Annotated in this window: 20 protein-coding genes; 14 read left to right on the top strand and 6 right to left on the bottom strand. The window is 40.4% G+C overall.

From position 1 onward, the window contains the following. Positions 1-5 precede the first annotated feature (5 nt). Entirely contained in the window at positions 6-701 is a 696-nt protein-coding gene (locus FJ709_RS09600) for a class I SAM-dependent methyltransferase (RefSeq protein WP_226415922.1), read from the bottom strand. Positions 702-827: 126 nt separating this feature from the next. On the opposite strand from FJ709_RS09600, the gene gloB reads away from it, so the two are divergent. Beyond that, positions 828-1,613 (top strand): hydroxyacylglutathione hydrolase, encoded by a 786-nt coding sequence (gene gloB, locus FJ709_RS09595; protein ID WP_226415921.1) that lies wholly within the window; start codon positions 828-830, stop codon positions 1,611-1,613. A gap of 153 nt (positions 1,614-1,766) precedes the next feature. Beyond that, entirely contained in the window at positions 1,767-3,320 is a 1,554-nt protein-coding gene (locus FJ709_RS09590) for a lytic transglycosylase (RefSeq protein ID WP_226415748.1), read from the top strand. A gap of 85 nt (positions 3,321-3,405) precedes the next feature. Here the strand turns inward: FJ709_RS09590 and FJ709_RS09585 are convergent, their stop codons facing one another. The 3 genes from FJ709_RS09585 to FJ709_RS09575 are packed head-to-tail and all read right to left on the bottom strand — an operon-like array spanning position 3,406 to position 6,281. Beyond that, a complete protein-coding gene (locus FJ709_RS09585; RefSeq protein WP_226415747.1) occupies positions 3,406-3,936 on the bottom strand; it encodes a BsuPI-related putative proteinase inhibitor in 531 nt (176 codons plus the stop codon). After that, entirely contained in the window at positions 3,936-5,747 is a 1,812-nt protein-coding gene (locus FJ709_RS09580) for an AsmA family protein (protein WP_226415746.1), read from the bottom strand. The genes FJ709_RS09585 and FJ709_RS09580 overlap by 1 nt, the downstream gene beginning before the upstream one ends. 51 nt (positions 5,748-5,798) lie before the next feature. Next, the gene (locus FJ709_RS09575) at positions 5,799-6,281 is read right to left on the bottom strand and encodes a putative 4-hydroxy-4-methyl-2-oxoglutarate aldolase (RefSeq protein WP_226415745.1); all 483 of its coding nucleotides are present in this window, start codon (positions 6,279-6,281) and stop codon (positions 5,799-5,801) included. 406 nt (positions 6,282-6,687) lie between these two features. Between FJ709_RS09575 and hyaA the strand changes: the two genes are divergently transcribed. From hyaA to FJ709_RS09515, 12 genes are all read left to right on the top strand, one after another. Beyond that, positions 6,688-7,824, top strand: coding sequence for a nickel-dependent hydrogenase small subunit (gene hyaA / locus FJ709_RS09570; protein WP_226415744.1), 1,137 nt, complete (start codon positions 6,688-6,690; stop codon positions 7,822-7,824). 2 nt (positions 7,825-7,826) lie between these two features. Further along, on the top strand, positions 7,827-9,530 hold the full coding sequence (hyaB, locus tag FJ709_RS09565) for a nickel-dependent hydrogenase large subunit (RefSeq protein ID WP_226415743.1): 1,704 nt from the start codon (positions 7,827-7,829) through the stop codon (positions 9,528-9,530). 32 nt (positions 9,531-9,562) lie between these two features. Then, positions 9,563-10,228 (top strand): Ni/Fe-hydrogenase, b-type cytochrome subunit, encoded by a 666-nt coding sequence (gene cybH, locus FJ709_RS09560; RefSeq protein WP_226415742.1) that lies wholly within the window; start codon positions 9,563-9,565, stop codon positions 10,226-10,228. Positions 10,229-10,233: 5 nt separating this feature from the next. Then, positions 10,234-10,800, top strand: coding sequence for a HyaD/HybD family hydrogenase maturation endopeptidase (locus tag FJ709_RS09555; protein WP_226415741.1), 567 nt, complete (start codon positions 10,234-10,236; stop codon positions 10,798-10,800). Next, positions 10,778-12,709: a NiFe hydrogenase gene (locus tag FJ709_RS09550; protein WP_226415740.1), complete on the top strand. Its 1,932-nt coding sequence runs from the start codon at positions 10,778-10,780 to the stop codon at positions 12,707-12,709. Before FJ709_RS09555 ends, FJ709_RS09550 begins: the two co-directional genes overlap by 23 nt. Beyond that, a complete protein-coding gene (gene hypF / locus FJ709_RS09545) occupies positions 12,709-15,198 on the top strand; it encodes a carbamoyltransferase HypF (RefSeq protein WP_226415739.1) in 2,490 nt (829 codons plus the stop codon). Before FJ709_RS09550 ends, hypF begins: the two co-directional genes overlap by 1 nt. Positions 15,199-15,332: 134 nt before the next feature. After that, on the top strand, positions 15,333-16,142 hold the full coding sequence (hypB, locus tag FJ709_RS09540) for a hydrogenase nickel incorporation protein HypB (protein WP_226415737.1): 810 nt from the start codon (positions 15,333-15,335) through the stop codon (positions 16,140-16,142). A gap of 2 nt (positions 16,143-16,144) precedes the next feature. Further along, a complete protein-coding gene (locus FJ709_RS09535; RefSeq protein ID WP_226415735.1) occupies positions 16,145-16,384 on the top strand; it encodes a HypC/HybG/HupF family hydrogenase formation chaperone in 240 nt (79 codons plus the stop codon). A gap of 1 nt (position 16,385) precedes the next feature. After that, positions 16,386-17,507: a hydrogenase formation protein HypD gene (hypD, locus tag FJ709_RS09530; RefSeq protein WP_226415734.1), complete on the top strand. Its 1,122-nt coding sequence runs from the start codon at positions 16,386-16,388 to the stop codon at positions 17,505-17,507. Next, positions 17,500-18,513: a hydrogenase expression/formation protein HypE gene (gene hypE, locus FJ709_RS09525; protein WP_226415732.1), complete on the top strand. Its 1,014-nt coding sequence runs from the start codon at positions 17,500-17,502 to the stop codon at positions 18,511-18,513. Before hypD ends, hypE begins: the two co-directional genes overlap by 8 nt. Then, a complete protein-coding gene (locus FJ709_RS09520; RefSeq protein WP_226415730.1) occupies positions 18,513-18,857 on the top strand; it encodes a hydrogenase maturation nickel metallochaperone HypA/HybF in 345 nt (114 codons plus the stop codon). Before hypE ends, FJ709_RS09520 begins: the two co-directional genes overlap by 1 nt. 68 nt (positions 18,858-18,925) lie before the next feature. After that, on the top strand, positions 18,926-19,105 hold the full coding sequence (locus FJ709_RS09515; protein ID WP_226416074.1) for a hypothetical protein: 180 nt from the start codon (positions 18,926-18,928) through the stop codon (positions 19,103-19,105). A 90-nt stretch (positions 19,106-19,195) separates the two neighbouring features. Here the strand turns inward: FJ709_RS09515 and pgm are convergent, their stop codons facing one another. Further along, entirely contained in the window at positions 19,196-20,845 is a 1,650-nt protein-coding gene (pgm, locus tag FJ709_RS09510; protein ID WP_226415729.1) for a phosphoglucomutase (alpha-D-glucose-1,6-bisphosphate-dependent), read from the bottom strand. Positions 20,846-20,866: 21 nt separating this feature from the next. Further along, positions 20,867-21,583 carry a replication initiation negative regulator SeqA gene (gene seqA, locus FJ709_RS09505; RefSeq protein WP_226415727.1) on the bottom strand — a complete coding sequence of 239 codons (717 nt, stop codon included), beginning with the start codon at positions 21,581-21,583 and terminating at the stop codon, positions 20,867-20,869. Positions 21,584-21,875: the final 292 nt, after the last annotated feature.

Genomic DNA, 21,875 nt, shown 5'->3' with positions numbered 1-21,875 from the left:
ACCCGTTATTTAACTTTTAAACCAGAGCGCCCAGCAGAGGGTGCGGTAGACCAATTGGGTGCTTTAATCTTTTGTTTATCGCGTATTAGCGTATAGGGAGAGTCAAGTTTGCGAGCAACAATTAAATACATACCACCAGTACTAGGTAACCAGTTTTGAAGACGATTATGCCAGCCGAATTTACTGGGACATTGGGTCAACAAATGGTGATACACCAGACGCTCATCTGTTAATACTTGATAACCTAACAAACCTAACCAATCTTTCACTCTTGATGGCATATAGAAGTGGCCACTCCAAGGCAATTCAGATTGATATTTTGGCATTAACTTACCAAAAAAAGCAGGACTAATAGGATTGAAGCCTGCAATGATAACATATCCTCCTGACACAATTACCCTGTCCACTTCCCTTAGAATTTGATAAGGGTCTGACTCATATTCAAGTAAAGCCGTCATTAATACTGCATCAATACAATTTTGTTGAATAGGTAGGTGTCTTGGGCAGGCATTAATTGAAGCTTTTGGGCCTTGGTACACACTAAAATGATAATTTATTTGGCAATGTAGGCTGTTAATAGCAGAGCTTAAAGGACCTAATTTCAATAAATGATAGCCAAATAGCCTTGGCCACCAGGCTTTAAGGGCTAAATTTAGTTCAAATTCAATGTAATCACCGCATGCAAAATCCTGCCAAATCATGGGTGTTGTTACGTCATTAACATCTGATCCACCTAGCAAATTGAACTCCTGAAAAGCGCATATTATTGAACAAAGTCGCTGATATGTTTACTCTATCAAAACGAATGATGAAACTCGAGAATGATAATGTATCAAATCCACCGTATTGCTGCCTTTAATGATAATTATATTTGGTTAATTCAATATAACTCTAGCCATGCATATGTTGTTGATCCTGGTTGTGGCAAAACTGTGATTGACTATCTTACAGCAAATAACATTCAGTTAGCCGGCATACTCATTACTCATCACCACCATGATCATACTGGTGGGATCGAATTATTACAAAACTATTATCAAGATAAATTAACCGTTTTCGGCCCCTATAATGAGTCAATTACAGGGTTAACTCAGCCGATAGAATTGGCTGAGCATCAAACTAATACACTACACATTAACGATTGGCATACAGACATAAGGGTCGTGAGTGTACCAGGACACACGCGAGGACATATCGCCTACATTATTGATGATAATTTATTTTGTGGTGACACATTATTCAGCGGCGGATGCGGCCGATTATTTGAGGGAACCGCTCAGCAGATGTCACTTTCGCTGTCGATACTAGCTCAGTTACCTGATGCGACAAAAGTGTTTTGTGCCCACGAATATACCTTATCAAATCTGACTTTTGCTTCTGTTGTCATGCCTGATAATCAGGTTTTAACAGATTACTTTGCTGAAGTTAACGAATTAAGAAATGATGATAAACCCACTATTCCAAGCAGTATTGGTTTAGAAAAAAAGATCAATCCATTTCTTCAATGCGACGACTTAGCTATTAAAACAGCTGTTTCATTACATTTTAATACACAGATTAATGATGAAATTCAGGCGTTTAAAAACCTGAGACTATGGAAAGATGACTTTTAATCCTATATAAACAGAGTTTAATAAGACATTAAATATATTTTCTTTTACAATGTTTAATTCGGCTTTTCTAGACTGAGAAAAACTATCTCAAACAATTAGAATATAATCATATCAAATCAAGGTGTTGCGCCTTTATTTCGGGATATTTATTTAATGAAAACAAAGTTAACATTGCTTGCAGCTAGTATTATATTAGTTATAGGCTGTCAATCAGTAAAGCATGATATAGATACCGATCCTGTTATCGACCCAACGTTAGTAAAAGTCCCGACAAAATTAAGCAAGCAACCCACTTCTATAGAAGACATTGAAGATGATTTAGCACAAGCCAATGACGTTTGGCAGCGTATTCGAGATGGCATGCAGTTACGTATTGCCGATAAAGAATTAGTTGAGCATTACCGCCAAAAGTTTATCGAAAATCCACACCATTTAGAAGTGGTAACTCAACGGGCCGAACCTTTTCTATTCTTCATTCTAGAAGAAATTGAAAAGCGAAACTTACCCACAGAACTCGCCCTTTTACCCATCATTGAAAGCGCATTTGACCCTTCTGCAACATCAAGTAGTGATGCATCAGGATTATGGCAATTAACATTGCCTACCGCGGCAGCGTTTAAGGTAAAAACAAATTGGTGGTATGACGGTCGACGTGATATCAGAGCATCGACAATCGCAGCTTTAGACTTATTAGAATATCTTTATGCCAAAATGGATAAAAATTGGATTTATGCCCTTGCAGCCTATAATTCAGGCGAAGGACGGGTGTTAAACGCTATAAAGCGAAATAAAAATAAAGGCACTGAAACTAACTTTTGGATGTTAAAACTACCAAAAGAAACAGCTCATTATGTACCACAGTTATTGGCACTCGCTGACATAGTGAAAAACTCATCTGAGTTAGGTATTCACCTTGCGGCAATTGAAAATAAGCCGCGTATTGAAATGGTGAATATTGAAAGCCAACTAGATTTAAACTTAGCGGCTGAAATGGCTAATATTTCAGTCGAAGAGCTTAAGCTTCTAAACCCTGGATTAACACGATGGGCGACAGCACCTGAAGGGCCCCACTACTTAACGATTCCAGCTGACAATGCCAAGGGATTTAAACGTTCTCTGGCGTCTTTAGATCCTAACTCACGCATTAACTGGGTGCGTTATAAAATTAAACCTGGTGACAGTATCAGCGAAATTGCCGATCAATTTGAAACTTCGCCAACAATGATCCGTAGCAGTAATGGTATTAAAGACAATAACATTACCGCTGGAAGGTTTTTAATTATTCCTATAGCAACTAAAGATGCAGATATAGAGAGTTTACATGCTGATCAACAGCTAGCACGCAAACCTGTAGTCAAATCGAGTACTAAGGGCCAATCATATTTAGTCAAATCCGGTGATAACCTTTGGAACATCGCTAAAAATAATAATATTTCAGTGGATCAGATAACCAAGTGGAATAGACTTCGCAAGGATCAATCGCTTAAAATTGGTCAGAACTTAATTTTTTATCCTAATGAAATAGCGCAAACAAACGGTTTATCTGAGAAAGTGGTCAATTATAGAGTTAAATCAGGCGATTCACTTGCGCGTATAGCTGCAGCCTACAAGGTTACAGTTGCAGACTTGATCGAGTGGAATAGCTTGCAAAAGAATAAATATTTACAGCCGGGGCAAATGCTAAAGCTACTCATTGCCAATAGCTAAAATAGATATTTAATTCAGTATAAAAAAAGCGGGTTAACCTAAGTTATCCCGCTTTTTATTAACCATACAGTTTGATATCGGCTCACTAATGATCCAATCGTAATTCGACTGAAATGTCATTAACTATAGGGGAATTAGTTTCTAGCGATCGGCCTTTAAACTTTGGTTGTAACGTAAAACCTCGTTTATCGACTTTGGATAGAATATCGCTTGGCACATTAAATTGTGTTTTCAATGATTTTCCCGCGCCAATGCGAATTTGCTTTAAGGCTTGGGTGAACATCATCGTATCTGACCAGGCCCAAACTTTCTGGCCTTTAGGGTCAATCAGCCATAAATCAGCCAGCATCCCAGAGTTAAATTGTAGATCAACACCCACACTGCTTGAGTTTGTGACGATTAGCTCTACCGCCATTGATTTAGCATCTTGATAATATGGACTTATCTCTAACTTGGCATGCAGCAATGATTCATCCATCGTTTGCATTTCATTCCCCGCGGTTAAGATGACTTTCTTGTTAATTTGCTTAGCATGGTTAGCCTGTACATCTGAATTAACGCCGCCAGTACAACCTATTAAGGCTAATAAGCTTATTGCGCCTAATACCTTACGCATTAGAATCCTCCTAATTTTTTAAGTAAACTGTCTTTCAACTTATCTTTTTCCTGATCTAATCTACCTTTTAATAAGGCATCAGTATCTAAACCAAACTTTGGGTCTTGAAAACTACCATTTATACTTAACGGGATATCAATCCCTTTTAAGGTATCTTGCTCACTGCCTTGACCAGCAAGTGACCCTACTACTTTGGTGAGCAGTTTATAATCAATATTTTGGCTAATAATATTAGCCGTACCTTTACCCTCTAATCTTATTAAAGGTGACGACATTGATAAATCAGGATTGTTTAATACACCTTCAAGTAAATTAAAGCTTCCAGTTAAACTGGTAAAATCAGTTTTAAGCTCCTGGGCATCTTGGGCTGATAAGTCTCCAGCTATTTTTTTTTGAGCACTGCGGATCATTTGCGGAATATTAACACCATATAAGGACCCATCAGCTACCTCAAATTGACCATTGGCTAACAGTTGTTGTTTAAGCTTACTGGGTATCAAGCTTGACCCTTCACCTTTAATTGAAAAATTAGCTATACCTGATATCAAATCCACTTCAGCCAAATCAATTAATAAGGGACGTATTTGTACCCCAGTAACTTGCTTATCAAATTGATATGTTGGCACACTTTTACGAGCATCAACTTTGGCAGAGACTGTGATATTACCCTGATAAAGTTCTGCTGATAATTTTTTCAAATCAATAACGCCCTGCTTGATAACAGTATTCATTTGCCAGTTTTGAGTCAGTAAATTATTTACCTTGATCGACTTGGCTTTTAAATTCAGGGTTAAATCAACTTGTTTAAGTGCAGATAAGTCCGGCTCTTTGTCACTTCCCTTACTGACTGAAGCGACTTTTTCATCGCTCGCATCTGCTGCAGATTTTGGCAGTAAGCTGTATAGATCAATATCACCGAATTCAATATCGAACTTGATAACAGGAATAGTGTTGCCATAATTGAGTGCGACTTTGGCATTAGCTTCTATGTTATCAAGGGTTAACTGGCTAATTGTGAGTGTCACGTCTTTACTATTAAGCGCGATAACAACATCGGTAAGCAAATCTGCTTGTAACGATTTGTTCGGTAACGATTCACCTTTAAGATTATTTGTAATCGAAAACTGATTGATATGAATACTATCCAATTTATCTGAAACTTTAATTTGCCCTTTACCTGCTGAGCTTAATTTCATTTCAGCCAATTCAGCGTCAAACTCATATTCCATATCAGCAAATTGCCCAAGTGAAAATTGACCTAACGTAAATGAGCTTAATGTAAAATGTTGCTCAGTTTTGGTTTGTTGATTAATGATATTAACTTGCATATTGGTTATAGAGATCCCACCAATATTTAGACTTGATAAGGCCAAAGGTTGATTGTTAGCTGTCTCTGCAGGCATTGCAGTTGTTTGCTTGTGTTCAGCTAAGCCATCAAAGCTTGTTTTTCCATTTGTATCGGTCACTAAATTAACCGTCAAACCATCTAAACTTAACTGTTCAATTTCGATTTCCTGACTCAGTAGCGGTATTAAAGCAACATTGGCAATAGCTTGATTAATCTCAAGCATGTGTTGAGGTTGAAATGAGTCAGGATTACTGAACGATATAGCACCAACGTTGATCCCAATAGAGGGGAAAAAGCTCCAACTTAAGTCTTGGTTTATCGTTAACGTACGACCTGTCTGTTTTTTTACCGCATCAACAATTTGCGGTTTAAAATCATTAATATTGAAAAACAATGTTAAATACAGAGCGGCACATATGCCGATAACGAGGATGGATATAACCAACCATTTAATTAATTTCATCATTCTTCCTTAGTCTGTTATGAGTAAATTACTAATCTGATCGTGTATACACTATAAACTTAAAACTGATTGACTAATGGCTACTCCGTTTAAATCAGCATAAAGCATCATGCCATCAAAAATTTCGATTGAATTAATTTCAAGACTTACGGCTATCTCCCCCAAGTCGCGCTTCTCTGTTTTAATGGGGTTAACGCCAATTGCTTTCACACCAATATCCATAGTGTTAATTGTAGCGGCATCCCTTATGCAACCATAAATAACAATACCATGCCATCCATTATTAACAGCGTCTTGTGCTATCATATCACCCAATAACGCCCGTCTAGTGGAGCCGCCACCATCAACGACCAACACCTTCCCATGGCCTGGTTTAGCTAGAGTTGACTTTACCTTTGAATTATCTTCAAAGCACTTTACGGTTACGATTTTGCCTGAAAAAATGCTTTTTTGTCCAAAGGATAGCCAGGGTAAATTAATCAGTTGTAACTCTTGAGGGTATTGGTCAAACAGATCAGGAAGTAAATCAAGCATAATGCCTCCACACGATATAATTGAATAAACACACAACAAGCCTACTTAAAAAGCCATTAATGAACAAGTTGTTAAGCTTATACATGATGTAAAGTTAATAGAGACAATATGATTGCCAGCCTATTGAAGAGCACTTTCTATATTGCTTTAATTCATAAAATTGCTTAGCCCATAATCACTCTCAGTGTCACTTCAAAGCGTGATCGTATCCTCACTATTTCGGTTGTAGGGTCAAAATGTCGCAGTAAAAATCAATTAATCGATCTAGATCAAACTATTAACAATTATCTGTTAACTTATTTACAATTTCTATTTAAGCCTTGATTTAAATCAAGTTGGCCATCATTAGCGCGCCATATAGTTACCGTGAGGATATGCAAAACTCTGACATTAAGAAGGTTACTTTATGGATACTCATGCAGCTCTATATGAACAAGGCAAACAGCGTCTTGATTATTTACGTGCACTAGCACCTAGACAGCCTGTTAGTTTAGAACAGAAGATGGCCGATAATGGCATCTCTCGCCGAGATTTTATAAAGTGGAGTGCGGCTATGGCGGCTATGCTGGCATTGCCACTCCCGTTCAGTACCTTAGTCGCAGAAGCCGCGGAATTAGCAGACAGAGTACCGTTAATTTGGTTACACATGGCGGAATGTACTGGTTGCTCCGAATCGCTTATTCGTGCAGATACCCCTAATTTAGATACCTTGATTTTTGACCATATTTCATTGGAATACCATGAAACCTTGATGGCAGCTTCTGGGTGGCAAGCGGAAGAGAATCTTGAAAATGCACTTAAAGAATACAAAGGACGCTACCTTTTAGCCGTTGAAGGCGCTATTCCTACCGCTAATAATGGCGCCTATTTGACTGTAGGTTGTAAAGGACACACCGGATTACACATAGTAAAAGAAGCTGCTGAAGGTGCTGCTGCTATCATCTCTGTGGGTACATGTGCAGCATTTGGTGGCGTGCAAGCCGCATACCCGAATCCAACTGGTGCAAAAGGCGTACATGAAGTTGTTGATAAAACAGTTATTAATCTTGGGGGCTGTCCGCCAAGTGAAAAAAATATCGTCGGCACATTAATGTACTTCATCATGTTTGGCAAACTCCCAGCTTTAGATATGTTTAATCGACCAAAGTGGGCTTATGGTGCCCGCGTACATGACAACTGTGAACGACGTGGGCGCTTTGATGCCGGTGAGTTTGTTGAAACATTTGGCGATCAAGCAGCTAAAGATGGCTATTGCTTATATAAAGTAGGCTGTAAAGGTCCATACACTTACAACAACTGTCCAACAGAAAGATTCAATCACCATACTAGTTGGCCAGTACTCGCAGGTCATGGTTGTATGGGCTGTTCTGAACCCAACTTCTGGGATGATATGGCAGATTTTGAAAAACCATTAGGGCGTCAACTTTTACACGGTATTGATGCTACGGCAGACACCATTGGCGCAGTCATACTAGGTGCAACGGTTGTCGGGATCGGTGCCCATGCTGTTGCTAGTGTATTTGCTAAGCCATTGGAGGATTAATCATGAACAAACGCGTAGTTATCGACCCTATCACCCGCATTGAAGGTCACTTGCGAGTAGAAGTTGAAGTCGATGAAAACAATGTCATCACAAAGGCTTGGTCATCATCAACTTTATGGCGTGGTATAGAAGTTATCTTAAAAGGCCGCACGCCGATGGACGTCGGCTTAATCGTGCAGCGTATTTGTGGTGTGTGTACATATTCACATTATCGCTGTGGTACCGAAGCGGTGGAAAATGCTTTAGGAATGACGATTCCTATTAATGCTAAATACCTTAGAAGTCTGATGCAATCTTCATTATATATGCACGATCATATCGTCCATTTTTATCACTTACATGGCTTAGACTGGGTTGATGTAGTATCGGCATTAGGTGCTGACCCCGCTAAAGCGGCGCAGGACTCACTAAAATATACAGACAAACCCATCGCGACAGGCGAAGGAGAATTAAGGGCTGTACAAGAAAGAGTAAAAGGCTTGGTTGATACTGGTAAGTTAGGCCCGTTTGCCAATGCCTATTGGGGCAATAGCACTTACCGTTTTAGCCCTGAACAAAACTTAATTGCCTTATCACACTATTTAAAAGCTCTAGAAGTACAACGAGTTGCTGCCGAAATGTTGGCTATTTTTGGTGGAAAATCCCCTCACCCACAATCATTGGTGGTTGGCGGGGTAACCTCTGTTCGCGACATGTTGAGCCCGGCCCGTTTGCAAGAGTGGAAACAGAAGCATGCCATTGTGCAAGATTTTATTGAACGCGCTTATCAAGCAGACATAGTGATGGCAGCTGAGGCATTTGGTGCTGAACCTAGTGTGTTAGGTGGCGTAAATGTGAAAAGCTTTCTGTGTACAAATGACTTTTTAATGGGAGATGGTCAGTTTTTATTTGAGCAAGGCGTAATAATGCATGGCGACTTGGCAAACGTGACTGATATTAACCCCGATTTAATCAAAGAAGACGTGACTCACGCTTGGTATAAAGCTGATGGCGCGCAGCATCCCTATGACGGTACAACGGTGCCAGATTACACAGGTTTTGTCGAAAGAGACACAGTGTATGGCAAGTTACCAACTTTAGATGGTGACGGTAAATATTCCTGGGTTAAATCACCACGCTACCAAGATGAACCAATTGAAGTAGGCCCACTTGCTTGCTTATTAGTGAACTATGCCAAAGGTAACCAAATTGTTGTTGATGCCGTTAATGGTTTATTAACTGCAACAGGTTTGCCAATTGATGCGCTGTTTACCACCTTAGGTCGCACCGCAGCTCGAATGCTGCAAACAGTATTAGTAGGTCAAGCCAGTTTAAAAACCTTTGACGCGTTAGTGACTAATCTTAAAAGCGATGAAGCTACCTACATAACGCCACAAATTGACGTTGATAAAGAATATGTGGGTCATGCCATGAATGAGGCTCCTAGGGGAATGCTCAGCCATTGGATAAGAGTTAAGAATGGCAAGGTAGAAAACTATCAAGCGGTAGTGCCAACCACCTGGAATGCGGGACCAGTTGATGCTAACGGAAAAATGGGACCTTATGAGGCTTCATTAATCGGCTTAACACTTGAAGATCCTACTAAGCCATTAGAAGTTATTCGTATTATTCACTCATTTGACCCCTGTATGGCGTGTTCAGTGCATGTGATGGATTACAAAAAACAAACCTTAGGCCAATTTAAAATTGATCCTAATGGGTTTTAATCTTGAGTGAATTCAATATGGAGGGATGACTTATGCAACATCAAGCAACCCATACAAGGCACTACATTTTTACTCCAGCCATTCGAATATTTCATTGGCTAAGGGCATTATCGATACTGATATTGGTGATCAGCGGGTTTTATTTGGCATGGCCATTTCTAGTCGCGCCTGGCACATCTGATGTATTGGTTCAAGGTTGGATCCGTTTTGCACATATCATTTTTGGTTTTGCATTAACGGCAATTACCCTAGCACGCTTTTATTTGTTCTTTTTCAGTCGGCATAATATTGAAAGACGCTCATTTAAAGACGTCTTAAGTGTATCGAGTTGGATTAGCCAATTAAAATCTTACTTATGGATGGGCAAACTGAATAAAGCAGGCGTTTATGGCCCATTACAGTTTATGACCTATGTAGCCATATCTTTTGTTGCTTTGCTTATCTGTATTACGGGTTTAGTCCTGTACGCCAATGTCTATCACCAAGGTTTGGGAGGTGCACTTTGGGAAATCTCGGCATGGATCACAGCGCAAATGGGAGGATTAGCGTACGTTCGAGTCATACACCATTATTTAATGTGGGCATTTATTATATTCGTTGTTATCCATGTTTATATGGCGGTGTGGTCTGGCATACGCTTTAGACATAACTCTGTAGACTCCATTGTATCGGGCTATGATTATCACAAGGATCATTAAAACCCATGAAAAAAATACTCATATTGGGTATTGGCAATGTGTTGTACGCCGATGAAGGTATCGGCGTACATTTTGTCAATTACATCAAAGATAAATATCAATTTAATCACCTTTCCCATCAAATAGATTTAATTGATGGCGGTACCCTAGCACAAAGTTTAATCCCATTGATTTGTCAGTATGATCAACTCATTGTGGTCGACACTGTCAATAGTTCAGAAGCCAAAGCAGGCGATGTATTCTTTTTTGATTTCGACCATGCCCCTGCTGAAATTGACTGGCAAGGCAGCGCACATGAAGTAGAAATGTTACAAACATTAACCATGATGGATATGGTCGGCGATCGCCCTGCAACTCAAGTATTAGGTGTTATTCCAACGGTAATAGAACCGATGACATTAGGGTTAACACCTTCTTTGATCGCCGCTATTCCTGTGATGGAAAAAACCCTACTGGGTTTTTTAGATGAGTTTGGAATTACCGCTGTTCAGCAACAATCCATTAAAATTGAAGATGTCATCCCCGATGCATATAAACGTGGAGTCAGCTATGAAGTACCTCATTCAGTTTGAGTTTGTTTGCCTTAAACCTGTGCCGCTTTACGCATATCTTTGCCAATATTTTACGTTACGCACTGAATTCGACATTAGCTTCGGTATCGTAAAGGATGATAAACAGCTAACACATTACATAATTGAAGCTTGTGCACTACAAACAGAATTAGAAAGCCTTGCCGATGAAATTGCAGCAAATTTTCTCCTATCGGTATGGTTAGTTGATACTCAGATTAAACGAATACACAACAAACAATTCCCCCCCGTGGAAGCACTTAAATCATTATCAACAGCCCCACTATCATCAGCGCCACTGTTATATTGCCAACATTGCCAGCCTATTTTTGGCGATAATCAAAGCCAACAGTTTGGAGAGCTTAACCTGTTATGTGCTCACTGCCATGGTGAAACTAAACTCACAGCAGTTCAACAAGGCCTGACAGCAAATGATATCCGCACTATGGTCGATACACTGCTAATTCAAGGTGAATTACCGCTCTTAAGCGAGAAATTAATTCTCTCAATAGATGAACCGTTAAAAAATTCAACTAGTGAGTCGCTGTCAGAGCACCTTACCTTAAGACCGCATATTTTGATTTGTAACCCAAATACCTTAAATGCTCAGTTTTTAGTAAATGATTATCAGGTATTGGCTTTATCCAGTATTGAAAAACCTATCTTGACACTGGTCAGTTGTGATAAACAAACCGAGTCAGAAAACTGCAGTCATGCGATTCGATATGATGTGCAATTTGCTTATAACCGACTACTGCAAGTCATTTGTGAACGATTAAGACAAAAAGGCATTAATTGGGTTTATATCTCCCCCACTGCCGATAAAAAACGCTTACAAGCTAAACATGCAGAAGTAAACAAGCCATTACGCTTAGCACGAGTTAATCATCAATGGATAACAATACAACAGACAACAGAGGCTATCAGCATTGATATTTTACAGCCTTGCTTGCATGATCATGCTGTTTTTAATGACGGTAATAAACAATTCACCGCAACAGACCAGTCAAATAGCCAAGATCACCTTAAAACACTCTTTTTAAGCCACAGTATTAATAGCCAAGAAGACTTAGCCGCCAATGCTGAACAGATGGCAACAGCTTTATCAGAAAATGATCAACATTTAGGCTATCGATCTCTACTCGCAGGGCTGGCAAATAGGCCTGATAAACCCAAAAATGCCGCGGTATTGTATTTTAGCCAGCAGCATAAAAGTCAAATTTTCACTTTAGATGGCCAAAGTAAAGCTGAATGTTTTTTCGAATTTGCCGCGATACCTGAAAACGGTTATGAAATATGTCATCAAATTATCTCCAGTAAACAAGCCCCTTTATTCAACAAATTTAAACAACAATTCCCTCAAAGTTATTTGCGTTTACTTGACCTTAAGCTACCGCAGCAAAACGCTAACTTAAGTGGTTTATTGCCTATGGCGGCAATTATTGTCGGATGTCCTATCAATGAAAACTCGCCGCACTCAGTTACACAACAATTACTCGATGGCATCATCAGCCTTGCACAATGCTATCAAGGCAGTAACGCCCCGAGAATTGACTTCCAATTAGTTAAAGGAGAAGCCGTAAGAAGTCTTAATTGGTGTAAAACACTCGGTACTTTGATGAGTTTTAGAATTGCCGGTGAACAAGATAAAGCCAAACTTGCTTATGGATTTTTTGATTCTTTCGCTGATTATTTGAGTAATTGGTTAGCGCATTTGGATCAAAATATAGGTATCAATCAATTAGTGTTAGCGGGCAGCGAGTTTAGCTATCCCCCTTTAGTGCGTCAAATACAGTTAAGGCTCGCTAATAATTTTACATTAGTGGTTGATTCTCAGATGGATTTAGACGGTGTCAATATTGCTGTCGGTGGCTTATTACTGCCCATACGCCGACGTGGTGGGGCTGTCTAATGGCCCCAAAAACTACCACTTTGATGTGCCAAAAACGCTTAATGGCCAAAGGCATTGTCCAAGGTGTGGGTTTCAGGCCATTCGTGTATCGCCTTGCAGATGAGCTCAAACTTGCGGGAACGGTACTCAATGACAACCAAGGGGTTGAGATTGTCCTACAAGGTGAGTCGGCTAAAATAGACTTGTTTATTGCTAGGTTGCAATCCTCGCCACCGCCACTGGCAAGAATAGATGAGCTAGTCTTTGTTGAGGAACCTATCAGCACGACATTTGATCATTTTAATATTTTACAAAGTGAGACTAGCGATTCCCAGGCCATAGTGGCGGTGTCTGCAGATAAAAGCACTTGCGCGGATTGCTTAACTGAGATGCAAGATAAACACAATCGCCACTATCTTTATCCGTTTACCAACTGCACCAATTGCGGGCCGCGCTATACGATTATTAAACATCTACCCTATGACCGTCATTTCACGTCCATGGCTGACTTTGATATGTGTGAACAATGTGCTAAAGCCTACCATGACCCTTTTGATAGACGTTACCATGCACAACCCGTTAGCTGTAATCATTGTGGACCACAACTAAGTTTATATGTCGATAATGTCCAAGTGAATTGCCAATCAACCGAGGTGATAACCCAAACGGTAACCTTACTCAATCAAGGTAAAATAGTGGCATTAAAAGGATTAGGGGGATTTCATTTAGTTTGCGATGCTACCAATGACGCCGCGGTAATCACCCTAAGAAAACGTAAACATCGCCCCGCTAAACCCTTAGCGGTTATGGCTGCTAATCTTGAGCAAGCTAAACATTTGGCGGTAGGTACTGACGTTGAATGGCAAGTTGTAGACAGCGCTGAAAAACCCATTACTTTACTTGCAAAAATGACTCGTTCGTTAGAAGCATTAGTCAATCCCGACTTGTTAGATCGACAACCGTCTAAAGATGCCAGACCCGTTTTAGCAAAAAGTGTTGCACCCGGGATAGATCGCATCGGGATATTTTTACCCTACACGCCTTTGCATCACCTATTACTCCAACAATTTAACAAGCCTATCGTGGCAACTAGTGCTAATCGCAGTGGCGAACCTATTATTTGCAGTCTGGAAGGTATTATTAGCCAATTAGGTCATGTAGTCGATGCCATTGTTGACCATAACCGCCCTATCGCCAATGCGTGTGACGACAGCGTGGTACAGGTGATTAATGACCAATTACAAGTGATACGACTTGCCAGAGGTTATGCTCCACTCACCCTTGCCCATGGATTAGAACCCTCAAATTTTGAGCCTACACTCGCCGTTGGAGCGCAACAAAAAAACACTATTGCATTGGCGTTTAATCGTAATATGATTTTATCGCCACATATTGGTGATTTATTCAGTCTTGAAGCAGAGCAGTATTTTGAAGATAACTTAACGACATTCAAACGACTTTATCACTTTAGTCCCAAGTGCATTATTAACGACAACCACCCCGAATATGCTCCCAGCCAATGGGCAAATCGCTTTATTGCCCAACATTATGGTGTGACGCCATTATCGACCCAACATCATTATGCTCATATTCTTGCGGTAATGGCCGCTAACCAATATCGGCATAAAGTAATTGGTTTTAGTTTTGATGGCACAGGCTTAGGTGACAAAGGTATTCTTTGGGGCAGCGAGGTGATGCTAGCTGATGTGAATACATTTACGACACTCGCCCATTTTAGTGAGTTTAAGTTGATTGGCGGTGAACAAGCCATCAAGCAGCCAGTTCGCATATTGTTGGCATTGTTATTTGATTCATACACAGTGACCCAGATTAGCCAAATGCCAATTCCGGCGATTAAACGCTTGTCACTTATTGAACTTAATAATCTACATCGATTATGGCTTAACAACAGTCACTGTATTCCCTGTCGAGCAGTGGGCAGAATATTTGATGCACTTGCTGTCGCACTTGGGCTTATTGAGTTAAATGAATTTGAAGGTCAAGCCGGAATGTTAATCGAGGCGCAGGCGGCCAAAGCCATGTCATTAACGGCTGCAACTATTATTGAAGCGCGAGATTCATCAGTGATAGGCAGTGCTAATGTAGATACCGAACAAGTCAGTTTGTTATCCATAAAAGCTTTACCACAAGCGGATATTATTATTTGGCAAAGCCAAGAATTGTTTAAAGATATCATTGAGATAATTTGTCATACCAAAGACCCTGCGAAAGTATATATCCCCAAAATCTGCAATCAATTTATCAGGGCGATCGCCGATTCAATTAAACATATTGCGCAAGAGTATCCTCAATATCCCATGGTATTGAGCGGCGGTGTTTTTCAAAATAAACACTTATTGAGCCATTGTTTAACCGATGCAGAAACTGACAATCATCTTGTGTTGTCTCCTAAACTGGTGCCAATAAATGATGGCGGTATCGCATTAGGCCAACTTTGGTATGCATTACACTGTTATCAAAATAAAAGTGAGACAAAACAGGGTGAATAAAATGAGACCCGTGTCGCAAAACTGAATTAACGTTTTGTTAACAGTTAAACATTTTCCCAAAACTGATATTCATCAAAGTTTTCATATCCATTCTGGCGCAGAATTATTCTATCAACATCTCGTTAGGAAAGTATATGTGCCAGGATTGCGGTTGTTCTATTACCCATACTCATCACGATCATTCATTGAAAACTAATCCTCAATTGAATGATAAGAAAACCTTGTCTGTGATCCACAAAATTCTCGATAAAAACGATATTGAGGCGCATCACAATCGAGATCACTTCAATCAACATCAAGTGACTGCATTTAATATCATGAGTAGCCCAGGCAGTGGCAAAACAGCATTGCTGGAGCATTTACATCATTACTCCCCATTACAATATGCCGTTATTGAAGGTGATTTAGAAACCTCTCGAGATGCAGACAGATTAATCGCTCAGGGTATTGCGGCGTATCAAATTCAAACCGGTTCGGCTTGTCATTTAGATGCGTTTATGGTGCATGGGGCCTTACATCATGTTGATCTTGAATCATTGAATATTTGTTTTGTTGAAAACGTCGGCAACCTTGTTTGTCCGGCTAGCTATGATGTGGGTACCCACAAAAATATTGTGTTGCTATCAGTGCCTGAAGGTGATGATAAAATTGAAAAATATCCAGTTATGTTCAGAAAAGCTGATTTAGTGGTGATCACCAAAACTGATTTGCTGCCCTATTTCGATTTTGATATTGAACAGGCAAAAACTGAACTTTATAAGCTTAATCCCCATGTTGAATTAATGCAGCTATCGATTAAAGAGCCTAACTCATTTACTCCTTTAGTTAACTGGTTAGCTGCCGAACACATGAAAAATTTAAGTCTACACTCGGTTATAAAACAAGGTTTAGACCAAAACCAGACCCTAGCACCTAAGCTCACAACTAATATTGAGGAGGTCTAGCCATGTGCCTATCTGTGCCTTCACAAGTTGTTGAAATTCATGATGATGCAAGTGTCACGGTCGATACTATGGGGGTTAAACGGCGAGTCAGCAGCCATCTAATGTCTGAGCCTCTCTCAATAGGCGATTATGTGCTTATTCATATTGGTTTTGTGATGAATAAAATTGATCATCACGATGCGCAACAAAGCTTGGTGTTATACCAAGAAATTGTCGCATCAATGAATGAGCACGGTGAATAATATGAAGCTTAAAGACTTGTATCAAGGCTTTCGAGACCCTGCGACGATTCATTCTTTAGCCGCAGAGATTAAACGACTCGCTGAACTCGTCGATGAACCCATTAATATCATGGAAGTGTGTGGCGGTCATACCCACACCATTATGAAATACGGTTTATTGCAACTGTTGCCCGATAACATCAAATTTATTCATGGCCCTGGCTGCCCTGTTTGCGTGATGCCTAAAGAGCGGATTGATCATGCCATTGCCTTAGCGAATGAGCCTAATGTGATATTAGTCAGTTTAGGCGATATGATTAGGGTACCAGGCTCTACAGGTAGTCTGGCTAATCATCGCGCTAAGGGTTGCGATATTAGAGCCATCTATGATCCACTGGATACACTAAAAATTGCAGAAGATAACCCAGATAAAACGGTGGTCTTTTTTGCCATTGGATTTGAAACCTCGACCCCAATGACTGCAGCGTTAATTGAACAGGCTGAAAAACAAACCGTCAACAATCTGCTATTTCACATCAACCATGTACTTGTCCCACCGGCTATTGATGCCGTAATGACTGAAAAAAAATCTAAGGTTAATGCCTTCATTGGTCCAGCCCATGTCAGTGTTATTTCGGGTGCGAAAATCTATCAAGCTGCAGTGGATCAATATCATACCCCTGTTGTGGTATCGGGGTTTGAACCGGTTGATGTGATGCAATCTATATTATCAATCGTCAAACAGAAAGTGGCTAAACAGCCAAAACTTGAGGTGCAATACACTCGCTCGGTCAGTTTTGACGGCAATATTCATGCACAGCAACTGGTTAATCGCTATTTTGAACCCAGAGATGAGTTTAGATGGCGAGGACTGGGGCCGATTGCTAAATCAGCGTTGCAATTAAAGCCTGAGTATCAACGACGAGACGCAGAGCATCATTTTAAATCTATTTTGTCCACTGAACCCATTGACGATCATAAAGCCTGTCAGTGCGCAGATATATTACGGGGACTTGCTGGTCCTAAAGAGTGCAAAGTATTCGGCCGCGGTTGTACCCCTGAAACACCTCTTGGCAGTTGTATGGTGAGCTCCGAAGGTGCGTGTAATGCTTACTATCGTTATGGAGACATTCTGAATGGGTAATATTGCTAACCAAACGATACAACTGAGCCATGGTGGAGGCGGAAAAGAAATGGATCAGTTGATCAAATCCATTTTCTTTAGTGCATTTGCTAACCCTATCCTGTGCGCCGAAGAGGATGCCGCCAAACTTAACCTTTGTGGGCCAGTGGCGTTCACCACAGATTCTTTTACCGTATCACCGCTTTTTTTTGCTGGTGGCAATATTGGTAAACTTGCCATAGCAGGTACGGTAAATGACTTAGCCATGATGGCGGCGCAACCTGAATATCTCAGTTGCAGTTTTATCATCGAAGAAGGTTTTTTAATTACTGATTTGAAAAAAATTGTCCAAAGCATGGCCGATGAACTGCATCAGTCCGGTGCAAGAATTGTCTGCGGTGACACTAAAGTGGTGCCTAAAGGATGTGCTGATGGTCTATTTATCAATACCACCGGCATTGGCAGAATGTTAATAACTGATATTTCAGCTAAAAATGTACAACCAGGAGATGCCATTATTGTCTCACGAGATATTGGCAGGCACGGCGCAGCTATTTTAATGGCCCGTGAAGGGCTTGAACTTGAGTCTGACTTAACCAGTGATTGCGCCACTCTGTGGCCAGTGGTTGAACAATTAATTGCAGCAAATGTCACTCTTCATGCCATGCGGGATGCTACCCGTGGCGGTATTGCCGCGGTATTAAATGAATGGGCTAAAGCTTCTAATGTCGGAATTGATTTAATAGAAAAGGACATCCCTGTTGCAGATGAAGTGAAAGGACTGTGTGAGTTATTTGGTTTTGAACCCTATGACTTAGCTAACGAAGGCACCTTTGTGATTGCCCTACCACAAGATATTGCTTTAGGTGCGGTAGAAATACTGCAACGTTACGGGCACTGTGAGCAGGCTTGTATTATTGGCCATGTGGTAGAAGCGCACCCAACCAGAGTTGTATTAACAACACCTTGGGGTAGCCATCGTTATTTAGATTTGCCCCATGGGGAACTTCTGCCAAGGATTTGCTGATGCACGAATATTCGATTGTGATGGCATTGATTGAACAATGTGAAGCATTGGCAAAACAGCACAAAGCCAACTCAATTGTGCGAGTTGACATTAAAGTTGGCATATTAAGTGGCGTGGAACCTTGCTTATTAGAACAAGCTTTTATGACCTTTAAACTGGATAGCCTGTGCGCAAATGCGCTATTGAACATGCAGATCCAACCACTGATCATACAGTGCCATCAGTGCGAAAAACAGTCAGAACAATCGCAGCGAACGGTTTTATGTCCACATTGTGGCTCAGCAGATACGCAAATTATTGATGGTGAAGACATGATGTTGATGCAATTAGAGATGGACACTTAAACACTGATTTTCTGACTAAAATTGATAAAAATAAAAAACACTCACACAAGTAGTATAAGGAATTGGCAATGATAAAATTTAACTCTGTAGTATTGAGCGCAGCAATGTCTCTGATGGTGTTTTCTGGGGCAGCCTTTGCTCATGAAGGCCATAGTGCACCGGGCTTATTCCATCACTTTGAGCAAATGGCGCCAGCAATTTTGTTAGTGGCTATCGTGGCAGGTATTTTATGGAAAATGAAAAAATAAATTCATTGCATAAAATGTGTAAATAAAAACGCACTCTTCAGAGTGCGTTTAGTGATGTCATTTTATTTAACTATTATGATGCTGAAGGGGTTAGCCTTTTAGGGCGTTATCAATCATTTGTTGCGCTTGAGTAATGATATTGTCCAAATGCTGCTGACTGATAAAACTTTCAGCATATATTTTGAATAACGCCTCAGTGCCTGATGGACGCGCCGCAAACCAACCATTTTCTGTGGTCACTTTAATACCGCCGATTGCCGCATTATTACCTGGTGCATGGGACAGTATTGCCGTTATCGGCTCACCGGCTAATACAGTATCGGTAAAGCTGTCACTGTTTAACAATTCAAACTTTACTTTTTTCTTGAGACTAATTGGGCTATCTATTCGAGTGTAAAAACTTTCACCAAATTGAGCCGTTAATTCCTGATAACGTTGTGCGGGTGTTTTGCCCGTCACAGCAGTAATTTCAAGGGCCAGTAGCGCTAAGATAAAGCCATCTTTGTCAGTACACCAAGTGCTGCCGTCACGCTTTAAGAATGCTGCACCGGCACTTTCTTCACCACCAAAGGCGATGGTGTTATTGGCTAAGCCATCGACAAACCATTTAAATCCAACCGGCACTTCTAAGCAAGTTCGGTTCAAACTTGCACATACGCGGTCTATCATGGCACTGGACACTAGTGTTTTACCAATAGACAGTTTTTCAGACCACTGCGGACGGTGGCTAATTAAATAATCAATGGCAACGGCTAAATAGTGGTTTGGGTTCATCAAGCCAAAGCCTGGGCAAACAATGCCATGACGATCATAATCTGGATCGTTTCCTACACATAAATCATAGTTTTCACTGTGTGCAAGTAACCCAGCCATGGCGTAAGGCGATGAGCAGTCCATACGAATTTTGCCGTCTTTATCTAATGTCATAAAGCTGAATGTAGGATCGACCTTTTCATTGACCAAGGTGATATCTAAATCATACTTTCTAGCAATATGTTGCCAGTAATAAATGCCAGAGCCGCCTAAAGGATCTACGCCCAAACGCAAATTTGCTTTTCTAATAGCATCAAAATCAATTACATCAGCTAAAGAGTCAACATAGGGTGCAATAAAATCAACCTCTTGTAGCCAACCCGATGCTAACGCTGCCCCAAAATTTACTTTTTTAACGCCACTGAGTTGTTGGGTTAAATAAGCATTGGCTTTATCTTCAATAATTTTAGTAATTGCGCCTTCGGCAGGCCCACCATGGGGCGGATTATATTTAATCCCACCATCCTGTGGCGGATTATGCGAAGGGGTAATGATTAATCCGTCAGTTAAGTGAGCAGAGCCTTTAGCTGAAGCATTAGCACAAATTATTGCCTGTGAAACAACAGGTGTAGGCGTAAAACCATCATTAGCTTGGATAAGTACTTTAACCTGGTTGGCGGTTAACACTTCTACAACCGACATAAACGCTGCATAAGATAACGCATGAGTGTCATAACCCACAATCATAGGGCCGGTAATATTAGCCGACTGTCGATAATCAATCACAGCTTGTGTAATCGCCCAAATATGAATTTGATTAAAACTGCAATTGAATGCACTGCCTCTATGGCCAGACGTACCAAAAGTCACCTTTTGTTGCACATCGGCAACATTGGGGATCATCCGGTAGTAATAACTCATTAATTTAGGAATATTCACTAAATCCGATTGCAATGCTAACGTCCCTGCACGCTCATGTATGGCCACGTCATTCTCCTTTGATTGAGGTTAAATATATTGCGCTATGGTCGATGCTTTAATGGCGTCACACCCTAAATGAACTAACACTTCTGATAAAATAGTTTGTTTCTTTGCAGTATTATTATTGGTTGTAACCCAATAGCCACTTTGGCCAATTTCTTTTGGGTTAGCGGATTGGCTGGCATCTAATAACGCTTGTTTAGATTGAGCAAAATATAAACGCCCTTTTCCTTGGATTTGTAATACTTGCTCAAAGTCTTTACCCGCTTGAACCGCTAATGCGTCGAGCAAAAACATGAACCGTCCCACAGCGCCCTTTTGTTGTGCAATTAAGTGCTCATTAACCACGGTATTAAAATCAATTTTTTGTGCGTTTCTACTCGAATGAGTCTGGGTTTCAGCAATTGCAAGAGGAATGTCTGCGGTGGCAGGATTTTCAGCTTTTACCTGATGAGATTCAATAGCAGTAGGTGCAACTGCTAAAGCAGGTTCTGTGCGAGTTTGTGCACGATGGTTAACTAATTGCTCAACGATTGTTTTGGCTTTATTAAATAACGCATCTCTTGTATTGGCATCAAGCGCATCTAAGCCTGGCTGACTAATTGATTCTGGGCGCTGATCTGTGACAGACTCGACTGGAAGATCCAATAAACGACGCAAAATTTCAGAAGCGCTTTCGCCAATTCTTTCAGTTTTACTGGCAATAAAACGATAAAGTTCTTCATCAATTTCAATGTATTTCATTTCAATCATCCTTTTGCATGTTGAAGGTATAACCAAAACATCTGGACTGCGATATCCACGTTTGGCAATACTGAGCTTATTTAATTATTATTTTTGATCAAATGCGATCGCTTATCGTCCCAGTTTAAGCTAAGGCTCTGCTAAGAATAAAGCCCAAAATCAAATAATTGATATAAATTCACCTTAAAACACTCCTTTAACTAAAAATGTCTTCCAACTTACCGTTTTGCTGAGCAACAATACTTGATTTGAACACGGGTATCGCGCAAAATTTGCCGCAATTAAAGTCACA

The organism is Shewanella glacialimarina (assembly GCF_020511155.1).
GTDB classification, from domain to species: Bacteria; Pseudomonadota; Gammaproteobacteria; order Enterobacterales; family Shewanellaceae; genus Shewanella; species Shewanella glacialimarina.
The sequence above is the reverse complement of the archived record's forward strand: the minus strand, read 5'-3'. Positions and strand labels throughout refer to the sequence as shown.

What these genes read in the sequence shown, in the direction of transcription:
- FJ709_RS09515 (WP_226416074.1), top strand. Translation starts at nt 18,926, where the DNA reads ATGATAAAATTTAACTCTGTAGTATTGAGCGCAGCAATGTCTCTGATG.
- hyaA (WP_226415744.1), top strand. Translation starts at nt 6,688, where the DNA reads ATGGATACTCATGCAGCTCTATATGAACAAGGCAAACAGCGTCTTGAT.
- hyaB (WP_226415743.1), top strand. Translation starts at nt 7,827, where the DNA reads ATGAACAAACGCGTAGTTATCGACCCTATCACCCGCATTGAAGGTCAC.
- seqA (WP_226415727.1), bottom strand. Translation starts at nt 21,583, where the DNA reads ATGAAATACATTGAAATTGATGAAGAACTTTATCGTTTTATTGCCAGT.
- FJ709_RS09555 (WP_226415741.1), top strand. Translation starts at nt 10,234, where the DNA reads ATGAAAAAAATACTCATATTGGGTATTGGCAATGTGTTGTACGCCGAT.
- hypE (WP_226415732.1), top strand. Translation starts at nt 17,500, where the DNA reads ATGGGTAATATTGCTAACCAAACGATACAACTGAGCCATGGTGGAGGC.
- FJ709_RS09575 (WP_226415745.1), bottom strand. Translation starts at nt 6,281, where the DNA reads ATGCTTGATTTACTTCCTGATCTGTTTGACCAATACCCTCAAGAGTTA.
- FJ709_RS09585 (WP_226415747.1), bottom strand. Translation starts at nt 3,936, where the DNA reads ATGCGTAAGGTATTAGGCGCAATAAGCTTATTAGCCTTAATAGGTTGT.
- gloB (WP_226415921.1), top strand. Translation starts at nt 828, where the DNA reads ATGTATCAAATCCACCGTATTGCTGCCTTTAATGATAATTATATTTGG.
- FJ709_RS09600 (WP_226415922.1), bottom strand. Translation starts at nt 701, where the DNA reads ATGATTTGGCAGGATTTTGCATGCGGTGATTACATTGAATTTGAACTA.
- FJ709_RS09520 (WP_226415730.1), top strand. Translation starts at nt 18,513, where the DNA reads ATGCACGAATATTCGATTGTGATGGCATTGATTGAACAATGTGAAGCA.
- cybH (WP_226415742.1), top strand. Translation starts at nt 9,563, where the DNA reads ATGCAACATCAAGCAACCCATACAAGGCACTACATTTTTACTCCAGCC.
- FJ709_RS09550 (WP_226415740.1), top strand. Translation starts at nt 10,778, where the DNA reads ATGAAGTACCTCATTCAGTTTGAGTTTGTTTGCCTTAAACCTGTGCCG.
- FJ709_RS09590 (WP_226415748.1), top strand. Translation starts at nt 1,767, where the DNA reads ATGAAAACAAAGTTAACATTGCTTGCAGCTAGTATTATATTAGTTATA.
- hypB (WP_226415737.1), top strand. Translation starts at nt 15,333, where the DNA reads ATGTGCCAGGATTGCGGTTGTTCTATTACCCATACTCATCACGATCAT.
- FJ709_RS09535 (WP_226415735.1), top strand. Translation starts at nt 16,145, where the DNA reads ATGTGCCTATCTGTGCCTTCACAAGTTGTTGAAATTCATGATGATGCA.
- FJ709_RS09580 (WP_226415746.1), bottom strand. Translation starts at nt 5,747, where the DNA reads ATGAAATTAATTAAATGGTTGGTTATATCCATCCTCGTTATCGGCATA.
- hypD (WP_226415734.1), top strand. Translation starts at nt 16,386, where the DNA reads ATGAAGCTTAAAGACTTGTATCAAGGCTTTCGAGACCCTGCGACGATT.
- hypF (WP_226415739.1), top strand. Translation starts at nt 12,709, where the DNA reads ATGGCCCCAAAAACTACCACTTTGATGTGCCAAAAACGCTTAATGGCC.